Genomic DNA, 17,978 nt, shown 5'->3' with positions numbered 1-17,978 from the left:
CCTGTAGTAGAATTAACATTGCTGATTAAGCCAAATTAACTTGCTAAACCTTAGATTCAAAACCTTGATAAACAGTTAGCTTTTGCAAAATCGCACAGGCAACAGTTTGCGACAGCTAACTCACCTAAATACAACATACTGCTTTTTTTAAAGTAAACTTTACTGTTTTCGTACAGCAAACGAGCGAATTTACTGGTTTTGATAAAATCAGGTTGCACTCGCAATTAAAGGCTGGTAAAAAGTCAAGCCTGTTTCGGAAATTGATGTATTTGTAAGTGTATTTAAAAGTTTACATTAGTTTTGCGGTTAAAATTTAGCGTTTTTAGATGTAGGTAATCAAAGATAGTTATGCATAAAGATTTAGTAAACAATGTACACGTTAGTGCTGAAGATGTGTTAGTCACACCTGACCAATTAGCAAGAGAGTTGCCGGTGAGTGAGAAGGCTCTTAAAGCAATTGAAGATTCCCGTGCAATTATTAGTGATATTATTCATCGAAGAGATCATCGTTTACTGGTGATTTCAGGTCCTTGTTCTATTCATGATATTGAATCAGCCAAAGAATATGCACTTAAGCTTAAAGAGCTTCATGAGTCATGCAAAGACACCCTATTTATTGTTATGCGTGTGTATTTCGAAAAACCGAGAACCACAGTCGGTTGGAAAGGCATGATCAATGATCCGGCATTAGACGGCACATTTAATATTGAAGCTGGATTGCGTAAAGCTCGAGAATTACTAATTTGGTTGGCAGAACTAGAGATCCCACTGGCAACAGAAGCGTTAGATCCTATCAGTCCCCAATATTTAGCAGAACTTTTCAGCTGGTCGGCGATTGGAGCCAGAACATCAGAATCTCAAACACACAGAGAAATGGCCAGTGGCCTATCCATGCCTGTTGGTTTTAAAAACGGTACTGATGGTAGTTTAGATATTGCGATTAACGCCCTGCAATCAGCTGCTTCTGGTCATAGTTTCATGGGTATTAACAAACAAGGTCAGGTGAGTGTGATTAAAACTCAGGGTAATCCAGACGGTCACATCATCTTGCGTGGTGGAAAACAACCTAATTATGATTCTGTATGTGTGTCTGAATGCGAAATCGAACTACAAAAATCTAATTTACATGCCGGTTTAGTGGTTGATTGTAGTCATGCTAATTCAAGTAAAGATTATCGTCGTCAACCACTGGTTGCAAAAAACGTGGTAAATCAGATTTTAGAAGGTAATCAGTCAATTATTGGCATCATGTTGGAAAGTCATTTAAATGCAGGTAATCAAAAAAGTGACGGAAAGCTGCCGAGTGAGCTAGACTATGGCATTTCCATCACCGATGGTTGTATTGGTTGGGAAGATACTGAAGTGTTGATTAATCAATCCAGAGAAAAGCTCATTACAGTATTGCCAATGAGATTAAATAAATTTAAAGATTCTGCTTAAGGTAAAACTAGCATGCCAGATACCCCGATTTCACTTGATGAACTGCGCGTTAAAATTGACAAATTGGATAGTCAATTGGTCGATATATTGGCTCAACGAGCCAAGTTAACTACGCAGGTTGGCGAATTTAAAAGTCGTACTGGTATGCCTATTTATGTTCCTAGCCGAGAAGCTGAGCTGATTGCTAAACGCAGAGATGAAGCGCAGGATAAAGGCGTTCCGCCCAATTTAATTGAAGATTTATTGCGCAGAATAATGCGTGAGTCTTACCAGACACAAAATAATCAGTATCTGTGCAAAGGTCCAGAGATTAAAAAAATTGTGGTGGTCGGTGGAGCAGGGGCACTAGGTAGAATTTTTGTTGATATGTTTACTCGCAGTGGGTATGAAGTGACTGTTTTAGAACAGCATGATTGGCCTAATGCAGAGAGTATTTTAGCAGATAGCAAATTGGTTTTGGTGGCGGTACCGATTAAATTAACTGAGTCCATCATTCGAAAGTTGGGCCCTCTATTACCCAAAGACGCGATTTTAGCTGATGTGACGAGTACCAAACTCAACCCATTAAACACCATGATGGAAAGCCATCAAGGACCTGTGGTTGGATTACATCCCATGTTTGGGCCAGATGTACAAAGTTTGGTGAAACAGGTGGTAGTCGTTTGTGATGGCAGACAGTCGGAAGCTTATCAATGGCTTGTTGAACAGATTAAAACGTGGGGGGCTATCGTCCATGAAAGTACCGCCAAAGAGCACGATGATGCTATGGCCTTTATTCAGGTAATGCGTCATTTTAGTAGCTTCGTGTATGGTGCTCACTTGGCGGGAGAGGATCCTGATCTTAATCAGTTAGTTGCATTTAGTTCACCGATTTATCGATTGGAACTTGGCATGGTTGGCAGGTTGTTTGCGCAAGATCCAGAATTATACGCAGATATCATTTTTACGAATGCAGAAAGTATCGGCTTGCTTAAACGCTTTCGAGACCGATTTGATGATGCCTTAGCGCTTTTAGAGAAGGGCGATAAAGGTGAATTTGTAAAACAGTTCTTCACCATTGGTCATTGGTTTGGGCCATATGCTAAACAGTGTTTGGTCAGTAGTAAAAAGTTATTGTTAAAAGCGGATGATGACAGAGTTATGGATGTAAATTCTTAATACAAACCAATGAAATACACCTCGATATACAACAAAGCCCCTAATTAGGGGCTTTTTGTATGGATATGATTAAATGTTTATGCGGTTAGGGCATTGACCGCTGCCACCTTAGTGGCGTTAATTTCTTCGTTAGGATAACACCCTAGTACTTTGAAATAACGAGTGGTGGCAGCTAATTCCTCTAAGGCTTTTTGCATTGGACCGTCTTGCACATTGCCTTCAACATCAATATAAAACATCTCTTCCCAGGGATTGCCATTGATGGGGCGCGATTCCAGCTTTGTCATATTGATTTGATTATTTTTAATGATCAGAAGCGCATCAACCAAGGCTCCCGGCTTTTGTACCGTTGACATTACTAAGGTTGTTTTGGCAGGCACTTGCAGAGGCACTTTCACCGCATTTCTGGCCACCACAATGAATCGGCTATGGTTTTCTTGTTGATTGGCAAGATTAGATTTGATTGCCGTTAGGCCGTACAACGCGCCGCCGGTTTCACTGCCAATTGCAGCGACAGACTCACTATTCATTTGGTTAACCATTAACATAGCAGCAGACGTGCTTTCACAAGGTTTTACTTCGATATTGCCCAAATCTGCTAAGAAATAACTACATTGTGCAAACACTTGAGGATGTGCATAAAGGGTTTTTATTTTACTAATGTCTGTGTCAGTTGCGGCTAGCATTGAATGCTTTATGGGGTGTGTTAACTCGCCAACAATGGATAACCTTGTATGTTGCAGCAAATCGTATACTTCGTTGATGCTACCAGAGGTCGTATTTTCTATGGGTAAAACGGCGTAATCTGCTTGATTAGATTCTACTTTTTCAATAATTTCAGCGAAACTCGAACAGCCAATCTCTAATAACTCGCCAGCTCTTCTGGAAAAATATTTTTGAGTAGCTAGGTAGCTGTATGAACCTTTATCCCCTAAAAATGCCACTCGGCTCAAAGGTAAACGGCTGCCGGGGTTAGCTCGTTCGGCTAGAAGGGCTTGTTGATTCAGCACCGAATCTTCAATAATGACATGAAAAATTTGCGTGACGTAGTGCGGATCAAGACCATACTCTTGTCCTTTTTTAATCAAACGAATTAACAGTTCTTCTTCTCTTACATGATCTCGAACGGGAATTTGGTTGCGAATTTTGGTTTCAGCAACACTGTTTGTATACTGCTGGCGTTTTGCCAACATTTCCAGCAATTGGGAGTCAAGGGCGGTAATGAGTTCTCGTAATTTAGTTAGCTCTGAGGTCGACATACAATTCACTTTATTTTTACTATAAATATAAAGCCTCCAACTAAGGAGGCTCTATAGAAGACTACTGGACTACCAGAATGACTTAATCTCAATTGAGCCATATTCATGTAGCCAATTTTTTGAGCGCTTTGTTTTTAAATACGAGACTTAATTGAGCGCTACTCAAATGGGTAAGAAAACAATAACTAATCAGTTATTACACTGGATTAGATAGTGATGCGTTGAATTTATTGATTCACCCTAATTTTGTCAATCGCAAGTTGATATTAGATATTGCTAATTGCAATGTGGTACATCTTCGCTAATCACTAGTTGCCTAATAGGGTAGCCAGAATTTTACGTACTTCCTGAGCTTCAAAAGGCTTGTCGCACAGAGCGTTAACTCCAGTTTGCTGAATATTTGCCATGTGAGCACTGTTAGTCGCTTCTGAGGTCACCATAATAATGGGTATGTGGGAGGTTTCAGGGTTAAACCGAATGTACTCAGATAACTCTCGTCCGTCCATTTCAGGCATATTATAATCGGTGACAACCAAGTCAAAAACATTATCTTTTAACAGGGTTAATGCCGATGCGCCATTTTCAGCTTCTTTAATATCGGTTAACCCAGACCCTTCCAACACTCTACGAATATGGTTTCTGGCTAAACGACTATCATCCACCAACAGCACTCTCACATTATTAACATCATAGTATTCGAGTTCGAGTTCTTCGGTATTTATTAAGTCTAAGGTTGCGTTTAGTGCTCTGGTTAAATGAATTGGTTTAAAGGGTTTAGGCAAAATAGCCGCCACCCCAGCTTGCTTAAATTCTTCCAATTTGGCTACGTGGTTTTCACTGCTGACTAACATAAACGGAATTGAAGCCGTTTCAGTGTTGCTTTTAATGTATTTTATTAAGTCTAAGCCAGTCCCATCTTCAAAATACATGGTGCTCACTACAACGTCACTGCGGTGGGATTGCAGCGCACTTTTAGCTTCAGCTAGAGTTGAAACGGAATCTACAGAGCCAACATTTTCTTTAATCAGCAGTGACGAAATAATTTTTCGTTGGGTATCTGATGGCTCAATTAAAAGAATATTGACATCGCTTAACGATAGGTGGTCCATAAAAATCCTGAATTGGAGTAGAAAACTTAACCGCCGGCAAGCTTGACAGTTAACCCTTTTTTCTCAAGTAATAATTTAATTTTATCACGGTTATCGCCTTGAATTTCAATGACGCCATTTTTAACCGCACCACCTGTTCCACAGGTTTTCTTGAGTTCGGAACATAAACTTTTTAGTTCATCCATTGGCAGATCTATTCCATCAATGGTCGTCATTCCTTTGCCTTTTCGGCCTTTGGTCTCGCGACGTATTCTAACTATTCCATCGGAGTTTTTAGGTTTGTGAGGCGTTTCTTCTTGTGGCTTTAGTCTACCCAAGCCCGTGCTGTATACCAGGTTATTTTGTGACATATTTACACTAGTTTAATCTAAAGATAGCGTCAGTTTAGACAAAAAATGAGCCCATTAAAACCAAATCCGTGGGTTCTTCGTATTAATCCGACGAAAACGAAATAACGCTTTATACTAAACGCACTATACTTTGAGCGGCCATACTAAAAATATTTGCCAATTAACTTCCTTATGAGAAAGTATAGTTAATTCAACGCTAGAAAGTTTATGGAGTGAGAATGAGCTTGGATACCTGCTTGGTTAACGGCAATAAAGATTTGATCATTTTTATGGAGGAAAGGTTTGATTTTGACAAAGTGCAAGAGTTTAGAGACGCTTATTTATCAGCGCCCGATGAGGTAAATACAATTACTGTTGACCTATCTAACACCGAGTACATGGACAGTTCCGCACTGGGTATGTTATTGAATATGCAAAAGACTATGGTCGATAAAATCAGCACCTTCAAAATTATCAACTGCCGCCCTCAAGTAGCCAAAATTTTAAAAATTTCTCGCTTTGATAAAAAGTTCGAAATGAATTAGGTAGTTATTACTTTGCGAATATTAATCGTTGATGATGAGTCTTTGAATCGATTTATGCTTCTTCACATGCTTGAAGAAGCAGGGTACCCAGATTGTTTTGAAGCTGAGACTGGCAGAGAAGCCTTACAATTGGCGAAAAAAATTCGTCCTGATTTAGTCCTCCTTGATGTTGTTATGCCTGATATGGACGGTTATGAAGTCGCACCGCTGTTAAAAAAGATGGCAGGCGATATCTATTTGCCCGTGATTTTTATCACGGCAATGGACGATCAGGCGGCACTGACTCGTTGTCTTGAAGTAGGTGGGGATGATTTTGCCACTAAGCCATTCGACAGGAATATTTTAACTGCAAAAATAAGAGCCCACGCCCGCACTCGTTTGTTAAGTATTCGCACCAACAAACAAAATAGGGAACTAAACTATTTTCGTAAAGGAGTTGAGCGAGAACACGCCATTGTTGAGCATATTTTTGCCAATGCATTAACTCTTAATCCAGGCACTAAAAGGTTTTTTGATTATCGATTAGCTCCTGCTAGTACCTTTAACGGAGATGTCTTTTTAAGTGAGCCGAGTCCATCAGGTGGTCTGTATTTTTTGATGGGAGATTTTACCGGCCATGGCCTTGCATCAGCAGTGGGCGCTCTGCCCGTGGCTAGAGCGTTTCAAGCGATGTCTAGGAAAGGCTTATCGGTTTCAGAAATCTCCCAAACCCTCAATGAAATCCTGTTATCTTTGCTCCCAGAAGATATGTTTTTTGCGGCAGTTGTGGTGGAAATTTCAGTGTCTGGTCAACAATTTTCAGTTTGGAATGGCGGTATGCCCGATCTGGCGGTGGTCACACCTGAAGGACGCATATCTAAGCGCTTTATTTCGTTACATATGGCCTTGGGTATATTAGAAGTCGATGATTTTGAGGAAAACATAGAATACTTTAACGCAAGACTGGGAGATCGGTTAATTGGGTACTCAGACGGCGTTATCGAACTTACCAATGCTGAAGAACAAATGTTGGGCGACGAAGCGATACTGAGTTGGCTGACATCTGACCCAGCCATAACAGTAGAGGAAATTAGTCACCGTACTGAAAAATTTAGAGGCAAGGCAGAGCAATTAGACGACATCACTTTAATTAGTTATACCTGCCAAGATTTAAGCGAACTTAAGTCGCAAATAGAAATCACCCAATTGCCTTTTACCATCACCGTTGAATTGAAAGTAGAGCAGTTAATCAAGTTTACGCCTATTTACGACATAGTTGTGATGGTCTGTAGTCAGTTAGGTATGCAAAGAGTGCGCTCTGATTTATCTACGGTAATAAGCGAGTTATTTATGAATTCGTTAGATCATGGAATTTTAAAATTAGATTCCAATATCAAAAAGTCTACGGAAGGCTTCTTTGAATATTTTAAAATTCGCAACCAAAGATTACAGAAATTAAAGCAAGGGGAGATTACAATATCCATCGGCTATGAGCCCCAAGCAACCCTGTTGTCGATTAAACTATCCGACTCCGGAGATGGGTTTGATTATCAAAGGGTGCAATCGAATCAAGAATCAGATACTTATGGGAGAGGGATTTCCCTTATTAAAACCTTGTGTCAAAGCGTTCAATACTTTGATGAAGGACGCTCAGTATTAGCAAAAATAAAGGTGTGAAGTGTGATAACAATCAGGCAAGCCGAAGAAAATGATATCCAAGCAATTGTCGATTTCAATCAAGCAATGGCTTGGGAAACGGAACAGAAAAAACTGCAAAATGAAGTATTAACTGCCGGAGTTAGTGCACTTATTGGGGATAGGACTAAAGGTTTTTACCTGGTTGCGGAGCAAGAAGATGGCGTTATTGTTGGCAGTTTAATGGTAACAACTGAGTGGAGTGATTGGCGGAACAGCCAATTTTGGTGGATTCAAAGTGTGTATGTGCGACCAGAAAACAGACGCACGGGCATTTACTCAGGGTTATATGAAAAAGTAAAGGAGTTGGCAGATCAAACTCAAGGAGTGTGCGGTTTTCGATTATATGTTGAACACGACAATGTAATCGCACAACAAACATACCAAAAACTTGGAATGCAGCCCAGTCATTATTATATGTATGAAACCGATAACTAAAATAGAATAAATAGGCAGGTTTAGTACACAACTCAAATGTGCCAGGGTCAGCAAACTTAAATCTTGGTCTATTCAGCCCATCAAGCTTGTTTTGAATTGCTTGAAAGTATTATTTTTTGTTGGCTCGCTTTAACAACTAGGAGTATTTATGTTTAAAGCACTAAGTGACTGGTTCCAACAGAACTTACAGCAGCATGATCCCGTGTCAGAGCAACAAACCATAGAGCTTGCTACGGCTGTTTTATTGTTTGAAATTATGCGTGCAGATGGTAAGTTTGAAGCGTCTGAACAAGATACTTACCAACAGATACTAAAAACCCATTTTGATTTAACCGAGTCTGAACTAGCTAGTTTGATGAAGCTATCTTCTGATCAAGCAAAACAAGCAGTGGATTATCATCAGTTTACGCGCACCATCAATCAGCATTGTGATGTGCAAGAAAAACGTCAAATTTTGGAATCTCTGTGGCGCGTCGCCTACGCTGATAAGCATCTTGATGTGCATGAAATTAATTTAATACGCCGAATATCAGATCTACTGCATATTCCCCACAGCGAATTCATTCAATCTAAACTTAAAGTGACCGAAAATACAGGCTAACGGCCCTTAAAACCCTAATTGTCATTAATTGAATACATGCTAACTTATTGAATATAAACAATAAAATAAAACCTGAGTGGTAGGTGTTGCAAATAAGTAACGCTGCCTGCTCATTCTCCCTTTCAATTTCTTTATAAAGAATCATAACCTACTGAAAATACAAGTAAAATCAAGAGTGGCATGAAACATGTTATAGCCGTTGGGTGTAACTGTGTTAGTCGTACTGGTTCCTACGACTATTCAAGGAAGAACACAGCGATGGTGACTTATAAATAACGGTTTTGTTATTGGCTGCGATGGCGTTTGCAACTTAATTTAAGTCATTCTGAATGCGTTTTAACGCATTGCATGGCATGGATGCCTCTTCCTTTTTTCGCTAAAGGGGTCAGCTAATCAGTTCAAATGGAGATTGTTGTATGAAAACGTTCAATTTCATGGGCATTGTGTTTGTAGGTGCCACCGTCTTGCACTCACTGGTAAGTAATACCGCCTTTGCTCAATCCGATCTAATTGCCGAAATGGACTTAGATGATGATGGCATGATTAGTATTCGCGAAGCGGTTGCCGATCCTAATTTATTGGCAGCTTTTGGTAAAATTGATAGCAACGGTGATGGAAAAATTAGTGCTGAGGAGCTGAGCGAATCAAATCTAATTAAGCAAATCAATAAAAAAGCCTAACGGGTCTCTATTAAACGAAATCTTAGGCTACAGGTTTTCTGCCTCAACATTCTGGTTTTTTCGGTTCTGAAACGATATTACTCCCCAAAAAAACCTGATGTTGAGGTTCTTTTAATAAGCAGCAATTTGTTTGGTTTCATTTCACGTCTTAAGATAGGATACTCCAATTTGTACAAAGTAGTCTGAGGTATGAAAATGCAAATTGGATCGTTGCGACAACTCACATTAATCAGCTTTCTTATTGCGCTGATCCCCCTTGCTGTCTTGCTGTGGCACAGTCAAAGTACCTTGACTAAAATGGCCCAAATTGCCGCTAGCGAAGCGCAGTTTTCGGTCACCATGGCTCGGCAAATCGGCGACATGGAAAATATCGCCATTGACGTTGAACGGTTAATTCGACAGTACCATGTGTTAAAAAAGCCAGAATTAAAACAGCTCTCTGATAATTCAATTAATCGTCTTGAAACTAAGCTTATTAACGTTTGTGCTGAGCTACCCAATGAATATGTGTGTTCAGCTCTGCAAAAGCGCATTGCTTGGTTTGAAAATAATGTGGAAATTGAAGATAAACTACTTTTGGATGCGCAGTTAGCCGAGTTTCGCCGTTCTCTTGAAGAACTCCAAGAGCAGGTTGATTATTTACTCGATGAAAGAATTAAACAACAGCAAGATTATGTAGATTCTGTCCAACAGACACAAGCCTGGTCCACCGGCGTATTGGTAACGGTTTCATTGTTGCTGATTATTTTCGCAAGTCAGTTGATCCTCTCTCCCGTCACGAAAATCGAACGTATTATTGGCGAAATCGCCAAACAATCCGAAACCTTACCTAAGGTTTCGACTTCCGGTCCTAAGGAATTGATTGAAGTCGAACACAAACTGCATTGGTTGGCTGAGCGATTAAATCAACTTGAACATCTTCGTCACGCCCTGTTGCGCCACGCCTCCCATGAGTTAAAAACACCATTAGCCAGCATCAAAGAAGGGTGCTCATTACTTTCCGAGAGTGTCGTGGGAACCTTGAACGATCAACAAAAAGAAGTGGTGAGTTTACTAACCAGTAGTACAGAACGTTTGAACTTGCTGATTGAACAATTACTTGACTACAACTTGTTATTGCAACAGGCTAAGCCTGTGTATGAAAAAACAGACACTAAAAGTTTGCTAGATGCGGCGCTAGTTGATAACGCTTTAGCAATACAACAACATAATAATGAAGTGAATGTTGAAAACAAAGTGATAAATATGACTGTAGATCCCAATTTATATAGACGGATTATTGATAACCTTTTGTCTAACGCATTGGCCCATGGAACAACAGGGCGTCCAATAGATATTAAGCTTTATAATCAAGAGGATAGGTTGATTTTGGATGTGGCTAATCGTGGTCGAAAGATTCCATTGGAACAGCGTAAATCACTTTTCGAACCTTTCAAACGGGGTGAACACAAACGTAACGACCGGGTGATTGGCTCAGGCTTAGGTTTATCGATAGTTGCAGATTGTGCACGAATGATGCATGGGACGGTGGAAATAGTTGATGTTGACTATGCAGATGTTTGTATGCGTGTCAGTTTGCCGCAAAATGAGGTAGCGGCATGAAAAAGTTAACATTCATCCTAATGGGCTGTTTTATGGGGTTATCTGGGTGCGAAATGACTCCAGAAACACCAATACCGGTAGAACAGGTGATTGTACCTATAGAAAATGAGTTTTGTGTGTTTGTACCTGATTCAGCCGTTGAACATAATTGCGAGTTAACCTACTGGCTGGATTTTTGGGTTGAGCATGACGGCTTGTCTTGGACCAAACGCAAAGAGTTGATCACGCAGTTGGGTGAGACAAAAACCGAATTGATGAAAAAAGTGCTGTTAAGTCAAGGTAAAGGGACTCCCTATCAAAATAGGTTGAGAGCACAAGGATGGGCAGATGAATTAGTGCCTAGCCTTACGGAACAAATGAAGCAGTTATTTTTCGTATTGGTTTACCGACCCAGTCAGGAATTATTAGAATTTGAATCTGCGTTAACCATATTGACGCGAATGAATACCAATCAATCCAAAGAACTTGATGTTCAGCAACAAAAACTGTTTGAACAGCAACAACAAATTGACCAATTATTAAAAATTGAGGCATCTATGATGGAGAAGAAAGAGGGGATAAGCCAATGAGCAAATCTGAAGCAAACGCATTACCACGTATTTTGTTAGTGGATGACGATGAAAATTTGTTGCGTTTGATGACGATCAGATTGCAAGGTGAAGGCTATCAAGTTGCCACTGCAGAAGGTGGCAAAGAGGCGTTACGTTTACTCAACACACAAAGTTTTGATGTGGTGTTAAGTGATTTACGGATGCCAGGGTTAGATGGTCTTAGCTTATTTGAAGAAATTGTATCCCTTCGACGTGATATTCCCGTTATCTTAATGACCGCCCATGGCACTATTCAAGATGCCGTTGAAGCCACTCAAAGAGGTGTGTTTGGATTCTTAACCAAACCCATTGACCATGATGCGCTACGTGACTTACTCGTGAAAGCCGTTAGTCAAAGTCAAAGTGCGCAAAATGGAACCTGGAGTGAAGAGATTATTACGCGCTCCATGCAAATGGAACAACTGTTAGATCAGGCCTTCAGAGTCGCCAAACGAGATGTGAGCGTTCTGATCAGCGGCGCTAGTGGTACCGGTAAAGAGCTACTTGCTAAGGCTCTACACAAAGCAAGTACCCGGGGCAATAAACCATTTGTGGCTATTAACTGCGGTGCGTTACCAGAAAATTTGTTGGAATCGGAACTGTTTGGCCATGCAAAAGGGGCTTTTACTGGCGCAGTAAATGAGCATCAAGGTCTTTTTCGGGAAGCCGATGGCGGAACGCTTTTTCTGGATGAAATAGGCGATATGCCGGTACCATTGCAGGTGAAGTTATTACGAGCTCTGCAAGAACAACAAATTCGCCCTGTGGGCAGTAGCAAACAGATCCCTATCAATGTTCGAGTCATATCTGCTACCCATAAAAACCTTGCCAAAGAGATGCAAGAACAGAATTTCCGGGAAGATTTGTATTATCGTCTGAATGTGGTGAATTTAACCCTACCATCATTACGTGAGCGCTCGGAAGATATTCCACTGTTGGCCCGCTACCTGTTGGCTAAAAGTGCTGAGCGTCATGGCGTCAACGTCAGCCGTTTTTCCGATGATGCGATGCAGTTGTTAGCAACCGCGCCATGGCCGGGCAATGTTAGACAGTTAGTTAACGTGGTTGAACAATGTGTCGCGTTAACCCAAACCTCAGTCATCGCTTCCCATTTAGTGGAACAAGCGCTGTCTGCTTCTGAACAAAAATGGCCGACACTGACTGAAGCCAGAGATGCATTTGAACAAAACTACTTGCTGAAATTGCTGAAAATGACCGACGGAAACGTCACTCGCGCAGCTGAGCTAGCCGGTCGTAATCGAACCGATATGCACAAATTAATGAAGAAACACGATTTACATTCCAGCGATTTCAAACCCGAAGTCGCCTAATTACCCTTACCAAAATCAATACCAACGACTTGCTCTGTTAGCCTCTGGTTTTCAGGGTGAGTCGATTCTGTATCTTGGTTGCTGTAGCCCATCAAAGTGCAAATTCGTTAAAATAATCGCCGTAGCTACATTTTTTTCACTGCTTGATGCAAAATCCCCCATAAATCTTGTTCTGAACACTGTGCTTTGGCGCGGATTTGTTTATACTATGCGGCTTTTCAATCCTTTCGGATTTTATCGATAATTTTAAGTGACATGACTTACATTACAAGTCATGAACTGGCAACAGAGGCTTTACATGCGCACAGATTATTGCGGAAACATCAACGCAAGTTTTATAGGTCAAGAAGTTACTTTATGTGGCTGGGTAAATAAACGTCGTGATTTGGGCGGTGTTATCTTTCTCGATTTACGGGATCGCGAAGGCATTGTGCAAGTTGTGTATGATCCTGACTTGGAAGATGTCTTTGCCACTGCCAATAGTCTGCGTAATGAATTTTGCGTACAAATTACGGGCTTGGTCCGCAGTCGTCCAGAAGGTCAGATCAATAAAGACATGTCTACGGGTGAAATAGAAATATTAGGTAAGGGTCTATCCATACTGAATAGATCTGCGGCATTGCCATTAGATTGGAATCAAGAAAACTCTGAAGAACAACGTTTAAAATACCGCTATTTAGATTTACGTCGCCCGGTGATGAGTGATCGTTTAAAGTTCAGAGCAAAAGTCACCAGCGCGGTGAGAAGTTATTTAGAAAACGATGGTTTCCTCGATATAGAAACCCCAATTCTGACCAAGGCAACACCAGAAGGCGCGCGGGATTATCTGGTTCCAAGTCGTACCCATAAAGGTGAGTTTTTTGCATTGCCTCAATCACCCCAATTGTTCAAACAATTGTTAATGATGTCAGGTATGGACCGCTACTATCAAATCGTTAAGTGTTTCCGAGATGAAGATTTACGCGCAGATCGTCAGCCTGAATTTACCCAAATTGATATTGAAACCACCTTCCTTGATGCCTCAGGGGTGATGTCGATTACTGAGGGGTTAATCAAAGATTTATTCCAAAAGATGCTAAATGTTGATTTGGGTGAATTCCCGCACATGACCTTTGCAGATGCAATGCGTCGTTTTGGTAGTGATAAACCTGATTTACGTAACCCGCTAGAGTTGGTTGACGTTGCTGATCTTGTTAAAGATGTTGAGTTTAAAGTGTTCTCTGGGCCGGCTAATGATCCCAAAGGCAGAGTCGCGGTGATTCGTGTGCCAGGCGGAGCAGCCTTATCCCGCAAAAACATTGATAACTATGGCAGTTTTGTTGGTATCTATGGCGCTAAAGGCTTGGCGTGGATGAAAGTGAACGACCTTGCAGCAGGCATGGAAGGGTTACAGTCGCCCATTTTAAAATTTTTAACTGAAGATGTCGCTATGGGGATCGTTAAACGCTGCGGTGCGGTTGATGGCGATATTATTTTGTTTGGAGCCGATAGTGCCAATGTGGTAACTGAAGCCCTAGGCGCGTTACGTTTAAAACTGGGTGAAGATCTGGATCTATTAGAAGGTGAATGGAAGCCACTTTGGGTTGTCGATTTCCCTATGTTTGAAGAGGTTGACGGCGATTTCCATGCATTACATCACCCATTCACTGCACCTCGTGACATGACACCTGATGAGCTTGCAGCTAACCCAGCCAATGCAATTTCTAATGCCTACGATATGGTATTAAATGGCGTAGAGCTTGGGGGCGGTTCGGTGCGTATTCACGATCAGGCGATGCAGTCTGAAGTGTTCCGATTATTGGGGATCAGCGAACAAGAAGCCGAGTTAAAATTCGGATTCTTACTAGAAGCTCTTAAATTTGGTGCGCCACCTCATGCTGGGCTAGCGTTTGGTTTAGATCGCTTAGTGATGTTGATGACAGGGGCTACGTCAATTCGTGATGTGATGGCATTCCCGAAAACAACCACAGCAGCATGTCCGTTAACGGATGCGCCATCTGAAGCCAATCCAGTGCAATTGAAAGAGCTATCTATCGCCACGGTAATGGATAAAAAAGCGGATTAATATGGCGTATAAACGTCCAGAATCTGCATTAGTTGTCATCTTTGACCAGGCCGCTAATGTACTTGTGATGCAGCGTCAAGATGACCCTAATTTCTGGCAAAGTGTGACAGGTACCTTAGAGCCCGGCGAATTGCCGTTACAAACGGCAATTCGAGAAGTGGAAGAGGAAACCGGTATTGATATCGCCCTCAATCATCTTGAGATTGTGGATTGTCGAAGTGTTAATCAATACCCTATTCGTCAGAGGTGGCAGCATCGCTATCCACCGGATTGTCGATTCAACACCGAACATGTATTTGCATTGAAAGTGCAAGGCAATGAAACCATTCGGCTAACAGAACATCTTGCCTTCCAGTGGTTGCCTAAACACCTGGCCATGGAAAAAGTCTGGTCGCCCACCAATAAATCAGCCATTGAAAAGTTTGTACCTAATGTTTCGCTAACTGATCCGCAGGAGCAAAGATGTCGATAATCCTTGGCATCGATCCCGGCTCGCGGATAACCGGTTACGGGGTGATTAAACAAACGGGTAATACCTTTAGTTATCTCGGCAGTGGCTGTATACGTGTTCAAGGCGACGAACTTGCCCCAAGATTGAATCAAATTTATAAAGGTGTGACTGAAATTATTTGTCAGTTTCAACCACAGTTTTTTGCCATCGAGCAGGTCTTTATGGCGAAAAATCCTGATTCAGCCCTAAAACTCGGGCAAGCGCGTGGAGCTGCGATAGTGGCGGCCACCAACGCAGATTTACCCGTGGCTGAATATTCTGCCCGACAAATCAAACAAAGTGTTGTGGGCAAAGGCAGTGCTGAAAAAACTCAAGTTCAGCATATGGTTACCTACTTACTTAAACTCACTAAAACCCCGCAGGCCGATGCCGCAGATGCGCTAGCCGTAGCATTGTGTCATGGACACAGTTATCAAACCTTAATTAAACTTGCTGGAAAAGCGAGTAAAACCGTACGTGGTAGATTAAGGTAACAAGGTTTTCTAGATACCCAATTTTAACACCCAGCATAATAGGACATGTTTATGATCGGCTTAATTCGAGGCCAACTATTAGAAAAGCAACCCCCTGAAATTTTAATTGAAGCGGGTGGTATAGGCTATGAAGTGCAATTACCCATGACAAGCTTTTACCAGTTGCCAGAAATTGGTCAAGAAGCCACTGTATATATTCATTTTGTGGTGCGTGAAGATGCCCAATTGCTGTTTGGCTTTGCCGATAAATCTGAGCGTGCACTCTTTCGAGAGTTAATTAAAGTGAATGGTGTCGGTCCTAAATTAGCCCTTACTATTCTTTCTGGCATGTCGGCATCGCAATTTATTCAGTGTGTTAGTCACGATGATTTCACTGGGTTAGTGAAACTCCCAGGTGTCGGTAAAAAGACCGCAGAAAGACTTGTGGTTGAAATGCGCGATAGATTGAAAAAGCTCGAAGAACAAGGTGAAGGTAAACATCATTTACCGCCTATGCAGGTGGAAAGTCCACAAGACACCTTAGTGAAACCCACTGACGTAAAAGAAGATGCGTTAAGTGCAATGGTCGCTTTGGGCTATAAACCCGCACAAGCGGCAAAAACCATTAATTCGGTGTATCACCAAGGTATTAGCAGCGAAGAGCTGATCCGGGAAGCATTACGTTCAATGGTTTAACCTTGAGCAGATAAACTAGACTGTACAGATATTACGATTTACTGTATAAAAAAACACTGTTCGTTAGTGAGGTTTAGGTGCTTGCAATAAAAAGGTTACTTGCACGCTAATTACTCTTTTTACCCGATGCTAGAATTTAACCAGAAGACACATTCATGATTGAAGCTGATCGATTAATCCACCCCACGGCAGATACCGAAGATGAAGCTGTGGACCGTGCTATACGCCCCAAGTTATTGGCCGACTACACAGGCCAAGATCATGTTTGTAAACAAATGGATATCTTTATTCAAGCGGCTAGAAATCGAAGTGATGCACTCGATCACTTGCTTATTTTTGGCCCGCCTGGTTTAGGTAAAACAACGCTGGCGAATATTGTAGCCAATGAAATGGGGGTAAGTATTAAGACTACCTCAGGGCCGGTATTGGAAAAAGCCGGTGATCTGGCTGCATTGCTTACCAACTTAGAAGAGCATGATGTATTGTTCATTGATGAAATTCATCGTCTGAGCCCAGTGGTAGAAGAAGTCCTTTATCCCGCTATGGAAGATTATCAATTAGATATTATGATAGGTGAGGGGCCTGCAGCGCGTTCGATTAAATTAGATTTGCCGCCGTTCACCTTAGTGGGAGCGACTACCCGCGCTGGTTCGTTAACCTCGCCGTTACGAGACCGATTTGGCATAGTGCAGCGTTTAGAGTTTTACAGCCTTAAAGATCTCACTCAAATTGTCACGCGTTCAGCAAACTATTTAAATCTCAATATCCATCATCAAGGGGCGTTAGAAATAGCCAGACGCTCTAGAGGGACACCGCGGATTTCTAATCGTTTATTGCGCAGAGTACGAGATTTTGCTGAAGTTAAAGCCGACGGTGATATATCTGAAGCGGTAGCCGCAGAAGCGTTAGACATGCTTGATGTGGATAAAGAAGGTTTCGACTACATGGATCGCAAGTTGTTGCTTACCATTATTGACAAGTTTATGGGCGGACCTGTGGGGTTAGACAATTTGGCGGCGGCCATTGGTGAAGAAAAAGAAACCATTGAAGATGTAATTGAACCCTTTCTAATTCAACAAGGGTTTTTACAAAGAACCCCAAGAGGGCGCATAGTGTCTCAACGTGCGTTCTTGCATTTTGGTAAAGACTACAAACCTCAGAATTAACTAAGCAGGCTAGGTTTCAGGCAACAAAGTCTGAGGCAAAAAAAAGCCCGCGAAATTCGCGGGCAAAGCAACAAGTATTTGGAAAGGAAAATTCCAGGGAACACATCTATCAATAAGCAATTGATACATTTTCTGACTACCGCTTCGAAAGCTCGTCGCCTTAGTCAGGAGAACGAGGCGTATTCTATACATCAGCAAAAAATCTACAATTGAAAAAAATTGTGTTTTCAGATTAGATTAACTAATGATGAAAACTTTGAATGGTTTTCCATTCCTATGTAAATTCCTATATTTGGCAAGTAATGTATCGTGGTTGTTAATTTTGAATGAAT

General features: G+C 41.5%; 18 protein-coding genes. 15 read left to right on the top strand and 3 right to left on the bottom strand.

The genetic code is table 11. The features are described 5' to 3' along the window. Window positions 1–348 precede the first annotated feature (348 nt). Together Q4574_RS00165 and tyrA are read left to right on the top strand one after the other, a co-directional pair. A complete protein-coding gene (locus tag Q4574_RS00165) occupies window positions 349–1,440 on the top strand; it encodes a 3-deoxy-7-phosphoheptulonate synthase (RefSeq protein ID WP_303470088.1) in 1,092 nt (363 codons plus the stop codon). A 12-nt stretch (window positions 1,441–1,452) separates the two neighbouring features. Then, window positions 1,453–2,598 (top strand): bifunctional chorismate mutase/prephenate dehydrogenase, encoded by a 1,146-nt coding sequence (gene tyrA, locus Q4574_RS00160; protein ID WP_303470085.1) that lies wholly within the window; start codon window positions 1,453–1,455, stop codon window positions 2,596–2,598. A 77-nt stretch (window positions 2,599–2,675) separates the two neighbouring features. On the opposite strand, the gene pheA is transcribed toward tyrA, so the two are convergent. From pheA to yciH, 3 genes are all read right to left on the bottom strand, one after another. After that, entirely contained in the window at window positions 2,676–3,857 is a 1,182-nt protein-coding gene (gene pheA, locus Q4574_RS00155) for a prephenate dehydratase (RefSeq protein ID WP_303470082.1), read from the bottom strand. Between the two features lie 308 nt (window positions 3,858–4,165). Further along, window positions 4,166–4,966 carry a response regulator gene (locus Q4574_RS00150; RefSeq protein ID WP_303470080.1) on the bottom strand — a complete coding sequence of 267 codons (801 nt, stop codon included), beginning with the start codon at window positions 4,964–4,966 and terminating at the stop codon, window positions 4,166–4,168. Window positions 4,967–4,992: 26 nt separating this feature from the next. Continuing rightward, a complete protein-coding gene (yciH, locus tag Q4574_RS00145; RefSeq protein WP_303470078.1) occupies window positions 4,993–5,316 on the bottom strand; it encodes a stress response translation initiation inhibitor YciH in 324 nt (107 codons plus the stop codon). A gap of 218 nt (window positions 5,317–5,534) precedes the next feature. On the opposite strand from yciH, the gene Q4574_RS00140 reads away from it, so the two are divergent. From Q4574_RS00140 to ruvB, 13 genes are all read left to right on the top strand, one after another. After that, window positions 5,535–5,840, top strand: coding sequence for an STAS domain-containing protein (locus Q4574_RS00140; protein WP_303470076.1), 306 nt, complete (start codon window positions 5,535–5,537; stop codon window positions 5,838–5,840). A 12-nt stretch (window positions 5,841–5,852) separates the two neighbouring features. Continuing rightward, window positions 5,853–7,496, top strand: a complete 1,644-nt coding sequence (locus Q4574_RS00135) for a SpoIIE family protein phosphatase (RefSeq protein WP_303470074.1) — start codon at window positions 5,853–5,855, stop codon at window positions 7,494–7,496. 3 nt (window positions 7,497–7,499) lie between these two features. Next, complete coding sequence (locus tag Q4574_RS00130) at window positions 7,500–7,952, top strand: GNAT family N-acetyltransferase (protein WP_303470072.1); 453 nt, start codon at window positions 7,500–7,502, stop codon at window positions 7,950–7,952. A 148-nt stretch (window positions 7,953–8,100) separates the two neighbouring features. After that, window positions 8,101–8,553: a TerB family tellurite resistance protein gene (locus Q4574_RS00125; protein WP_303470070.1), complete on the top strand. Its 453-nt coding sequence runs from the start codon at window positions 8,101–8,103 to the stop codon at window positions 8,551–8,553. A gap of 416 nt (window positions 8,554–8,969) precedes the next feature. Further along, window positions 8,970–9,233, top strand: coding sequence for a hypothetical protein (locus tag Q4574_RS00120; protein WP_303470069.1), 264 nt, complete (start codon window positions 8,970–8,972; stop codon window positions 9,231–9,233). A 195-nt stretch (window positions 9,234–9,428) separates the two neighbouring features. Then, window positions 9,429–10,835 carry a HAMP domain-containing sensor histidine kinase gene (locus Q4574_RS00115; protein ID WP_303470067.1) on the top strand — a complete coding sequence of 469 codons (1,407 nt, stop codon included), beginning with the start codon at window positions 9,429–9,431 and terminating at the stop codon, window positions 10,833–10,835. Then, window positions 10,832–11,404: a hypothetical protein gene (locus tag Q4574_RS00110; RefSeq protein ID WP_303470064.1), complete on the top strand. Its 573-nt coding sequence runs from the start codon at window positions 10,832–10,834 to the stop codon at window positions 11,402–11,404. The genes Q4574_RS00115 and Q4574_RS00110 overlap by 4 nt, the downstream gene beginning before the upstream one ends. Continuing rightward, a complete protein-coding gene (locus tag Q4574_RS00105; RefSeq protein ID WP_303470061.1) occupies window positions 11,401–12,756 on the top strand; it encodes a sigma 54-interacting transcriptional regulator in 1,356 nt (451 codons plus the stop codon). The genes Q4574_RS00110 and Q4574_RS00105 overlap by 4 nt, the downstream gene beginning before the upstream one ends. 298 nt (window positions 12,757–13,054) lie before the next feature. Continuing rightward, window positions 13,055–14,821, top strand: coding sequence for an aspartate--tRNA ligase (aspS, locus tag Q4574_RS00100; RefSeq protein ID WP_303470058.1), 1,767 nt, complete (start codon window positions 13,055–13,057; stop codon window positions 14,819–14,821). 1 nt (window position 14,822) lies between these two features. Beyond that, window positions 14,823–15,293, top strand: a complete 471-nt coding sequence (gene nudB, locus Q4574_RS00095) for a dihydroneopterin triphosphate diphosphatase (RefSeq protein WP_303470056.1) — start codon at window positions 14,823–14,825, stop codon at window positions 15,291–15,293. Further along, window positions 15,284–15,805, top strand: coding sequence for a crossover junction endodeoxyribonuclease RuvC (gene ruvC, locus Q4574_RS00090; protein ID WP_303470055.1), 522 nt, complete (start codon window positions 15,284–15,286; stop codon window positions 15,803–15,805). The genes nudB and ruvC overlap by 10 nt, the downstream gene beginning before the upstream one ends. A gap of 51 nt (window positions 15,806–15,856) precedes the next feature. Then, window positions 15,857–16,480 (top strand): Holliday junction branch migration protein RuvA, encoded by a 624-nt coding sequence (gene ruvA / locus Q4574_RS00085; RefSeq protein ID WP_303470053.1) that lies wholly within the window; start codon window positions 15,857–15,859, stop codon window positions 16,478–16,480. Window positions 16,481–16,635: 155 nt separating this feature from the next. Next, window positions 16,636–17,646, top strand: a complete 1,011-nt coding sequence (gene ruvB / locus Q4574_RS00080) for a Holliday junction branch migration DNA helicase RuvB (protein ID WP_303470052.1) — start codon at window positions 16,636–16,638, stop codon at window positions 17,644–17,646. Window positions 17,647–17,978: the final 332 nt, after the last annotated feature.

This window comes from Aliiglaciecola sp. 3_MG-2023 (assembly GCF_030548205.1).
Lineage (GTDB): Bacteria > Pseudomonadota > Gammaproteobacteria > Enterobacterales > Alteromonadaceae > Aliiglaciecola.
This window is presented reverse-complemented; position numbering and strand designations above follow the sequence as displayed.